The sequence below is a fragment of the uncultured Faecalicoccus sp. genome (assembly GCF_944327125.1).
GTDB lineage: Bacteria > Bacillota_I > Bacilli_A > Erysipelotrichales > Erysipelotrichaceae > Faecalicoccus.
Window position 1 is genome coordinate 1 of sequence record NZ_CALVGO010000082.1, and the last position, 3646, is coordinate 3646.

The 3646-nt window shown below is 42.6% G+C and carries 3 protein-coding genes; 1 reads left to right on the forward strand and 2 read right to left on the reverse strand.

Features of this window, described 5'->3' with window-relative positions; translation table 11 throughout:
• Window positions 1–87 precede the first annotated feature (87 nt).
• Both Q0K03_RS07275 and Q0K03_RS07280 read right to left on the reverse strand, forming a co-directional pair.
• The gene (locus tag Q0K03_RS07275) at window positions 88–1017 is read right to left on the reverse strand and encodes a hypothetical protein (RefSeq protein WP_297239045.1); all 930 of its coding nucleotides are present in this window, start codon (window positions 1015–1017) and stop codon (window positions 88–90) included.
• A 68-nt stretch (window positions 1018–1085) separates the two neighbouring features.
• Window positions 1086–1796 carry a gamma-glutamyl-gamma-aminobutyrate hydrolase family protein gene (locus tag Q0K03_RS07280; RefSeq protein WP_297239046.1) on the reverse strand — a complete coding sequence of 237 codons (711 nt, stop codon included), beginning with the start codon at window positions 1794–1796 and terminating at the stop codon, window positions 1086–1088.
• A gap of 135 nt (window positions 1797–1931) precedes the next feature.
• Here Q0K03_RS07280 and Q0K03_RS07285 point away from each other — a divergent pair.
• Window positions 1932–3646 (forward strand): heavy metal translocating P-type ATPase (locus tag Q0K03_RS07285; protein WP_297239047.1); only part of this gene is annotated, 1715 nt, incomplete at its 3' end.

Consider the following 3646-nt stretch of genomic DNA (forward strand, 5'->3'; position numbering starts at 1 on the left):
CCTTCCAACTTTCCATTTTCATAAACGCCTTCACTCCAATTACACATTCGATCCACCTCCTATTCATATTTGAAATCAAAGCTTCTCTTAATGATAACCTAGTTCTTTTAATATGATGGCTCGAAGTTTTCCTTCTACTTCCAAAGCATCTAAAGCTTCCGTTTCGTTTATAGAAAATTTCTTCATTATTTTTTGAACATGATTAAGAGTAGATTGTTGAATTCCAGCGCTTATTCCCTCTTTTTGACCTTCCAATCGACCTTCTTTTCGACCTTCTTTTCGGCCTTCTTTTCGGCCTTCCAACTTTCCATTTTCATAAACGCCTTCACTCCAATTACACATTCGATCCACCTCCTGATCCAATCCTTCTGTCAATATTATACCATATTTATTCACTAGTATATCTTTTATATGCTTTGGTGAATAATTCTCTACAAAAATATCTTTCAACAGTTCCATCATAGGACTCTTCCCCTTTTGGCCTTTTTTTGGCAGATGGATCATAACAATTTGTACCAAATCATAATCTTTTTTTGATGCCTGATATTCTTTTAACTTTGATTTCTCGTTCATACTATATGTATTGATCACATTGCCTTTATTTCCTGTTGGATTGAATAAGATCCATATCGAATATACTTTTTTGAAAGAAGCATACCTTCCTTCTATCTGCCTATCCAACATTCGAATTCCATAATACATGGCTCGCGTTAAAAGAGGATATGTTCCCGGTTCTCTATTTTGCGGTTCCACATCAATCAAAAGTTTCTCCCCTTTGACTTCAAAAAACACATCATAATAGATACGCGCTCCATTCACAGAGATTTCTTCACCATTCATTATGATTATTTCCTGCTTGAGAAGCTGTTCTATTTCTTTTCGGGAAAATCTTTCAAACTCTTCCACACATTCCTTTAGTATGTACGCCATGATTTGTACCTCGCACAATATTTTCTTGCAAGATTCATCATAGTTGTATTTTTCCTGTTCCAGAGTATCCAGTAAACGATTTGTCATATTGATTCCTCTCATTCTACATATAGATACGTAAAGAAGAATCAACTTCGTAAAAAAACTGTGAAAATCTATTCCACAGTTTCTATCAGCCATTGAAACAGCCGATTCATATCCTTTCCCTTCTCCATCAACAATTCCGGGTGCCACTGTACGCCCAGGATCTTTCTTTCTCGGATCCCGGCAGCCTCAACGATGCCATCGGGCGCTTTGGCCATGATTTCCATCCCTTCTCCCAGTTTCCCTAAAGCCTGATGATGAAGACTGTTGACAAGGAGCTCTTCCTTTTTTAAGATCTCGTACAATAACGAATCTTTTTCAATTTCAATGGCATGCACCAGATTCCCGTCATAATCAAAAGAATGATTGCCATACCCCTTCTGGGAAGGAATATCCTGGATCAAGGTCCCCCCTAAGGCAATGTTTACCTGCTGCATCCCTCTACAGATCGCAAGGACCGGTTTTCCTGAATCAAGGATCATCTTGACTAGATCGAGCTGAGATTGATCGACCTCATAATCAAAAGGACCGCACTTTGATTGCGGCATCTCTTTGTAGAGCAAAGGAGCGATGTCCATGCCTCCTGTCAGTAAAAACCCATCGCACATCTTGATATACTCCTGGTTTTCCTCCTTAGAGCTGATACAAGGCAAGATCACCGGCAAGGCTCCCTGCCGGCGAATGGATTCAACATATAACGTGTTAACGGATGTCTTTTTATTTCCACACAATGAATGATCGACCATGATCATCTGTGAAGTCGTAATACCTATTTTTTTCATACTTTTCCTCCGATTTAGATTTCATTATATCTGTTTTTCATTGAAAATCTATACTTTTACTTGATTCTATTCCAAAAAGAGATATACTGTAATTAGTTGAATAGTTGTTCAATTGTTTTATTAAGGAGGCTCTTTATGACAACCCGACAAAAGAAAACCCTTTTCAGGATCCTTATCAGCACCCTTCTATTGATCCTGATCCATTTTATTCCTTCCTCAGGATTCCTTCGCTTCGGACTCTATATGATTCCCTATCTGATCGTAGGTTACGACATTTTGATCAAAGCGTTCAAAGGAATCTTGAATAAACAAGTCTTTGATGAGAATTTTCTCATGGCCATCGCAACCATCGGTGCCATCTTCTTAGCCATTGTAGAAGATGGTGACTATCTCGAAGCCATTGCCGTTATGTTGTTTTACCAGATCGGCGAATGGTTTCAAAGCTATGCCGTTGGAAAGAGCCGCAGAAACATCAGCGAGCTGATGGATATCCGTCCCGATTACGCCCATATTGAACAAGATGGAAAACTCATCGAAGTAGATCCCGATGAAGTGCCGATTGGTTCTGTCATCCTTGTTCAGCCTGGAGAAAAAGTCCCGATTGACGGCATCGTCATAGAAGGAACTTCCACATTGAACACCAGTGCCCTTACCGGCGAAAGCGTGCCTCGCGATATTCACGATGGTCAGGAAATCATCAGCGGATGCATCAATATGACCGGTGTATTAAAGATCCAAACCACAAAGGAATTTGGTGAATCCACCGTTTCCAGGATCCTGGATCTGGTGGAAAACGCCAGCTCCCGGAAATCCCGCTCGGAAGATTTTATCTCAAAATTTGCCCGGATCTATACCCCGGCCGTATGTTACAGCGCTCTGGCCCTGGCGGTATTGCCGCCGCTTGTTTCGATGATCATGCACAATGATCCAAACTGGTATTCATGGATCTATCGGGCTTTGACATTCTTGGTCATCAGCTGTCCGTGCGCTCTGGTGATTTCCATTCCGTTAAGCTTTTTTGCCGGGATCGGCGGTGCCTCCAAAGCCGGTGTACTGGTCAAAGGTTCCAACTATCTGGAGACGCTGTCAAAGACCGGAATCGTTGTCTTTGACAAGACCGGTACCTTGACCCAGGGAGTATTTGAAGTCAGTGGTGTACACCATAACCAGCTGGAACAGGAAAAGCTCATTGAATACGCCGCTTTCGCTGAAAGTGCCTCCAGTCATCCCATCTCAAAAAGCCTGCAGAAAGCCTATGGAAAAGCCATCGACCGAAGCCGTGTCAAAGAGATCCAGGAAATCAGCGGTAAAGGGATCCAGGCCAAAGTGGATGGGCACCTTATCCAGATTGGAAACGACAAGCTGATGAAAGAATTTGATATTCCTTATATCGAATGCCATCATACCGGCACCATCCTTCATATCGCCATCGACAAAGCCTATGCCGGACATATCGTAATTTCCGATAAAATCAAACCAACCAGCCAGAAAGCCATTGAAGCTTTGCATGCCTGCGGCATCAAAAAAACCGTCATGCTGACAGGAGATATCCAAAAAGCGGCCACCGATATTGCCTCTAAGTTAGGTCTCGATGAAGTCTACAGCGATCTGTTGCCGCAGAACAAAGTAGAAAAAGTCGAAGAACTTCTAAACAAAAAACCGAAGAATTCCGCTTTGGCGTTTGTCGGCGACGGAATCAATGATGCCCCGGTTTTATCCCGGGCCGATATCGGGATCGCCATGGGCGCCATGGGAAGCGATGCCGCCATTGAAGCCGCTGATGTCGTACTGATGGACGATGACCCTATGAAGATCTCCAAAGCCATCAAGATCTCCAAAAAATGCCTGGG

Bases quoted from the DNA above. Each gene is read 5' to 3' on its own strand.
- Q0K03_RS07275 (WP_297239045.1), bottom strand. From the start codon at position 1,017: ATGACAAATCGTTTACTGGATACTCTGGAACAGGAAAAATACAACTAT.
- Q0K03_RS07280 (WP_297239046.1), bottom strand. From the start codon at position 1,796: ATGAAAAAAATAGGTATTACGACTTCACAGATGATCATGGTCGATCAT.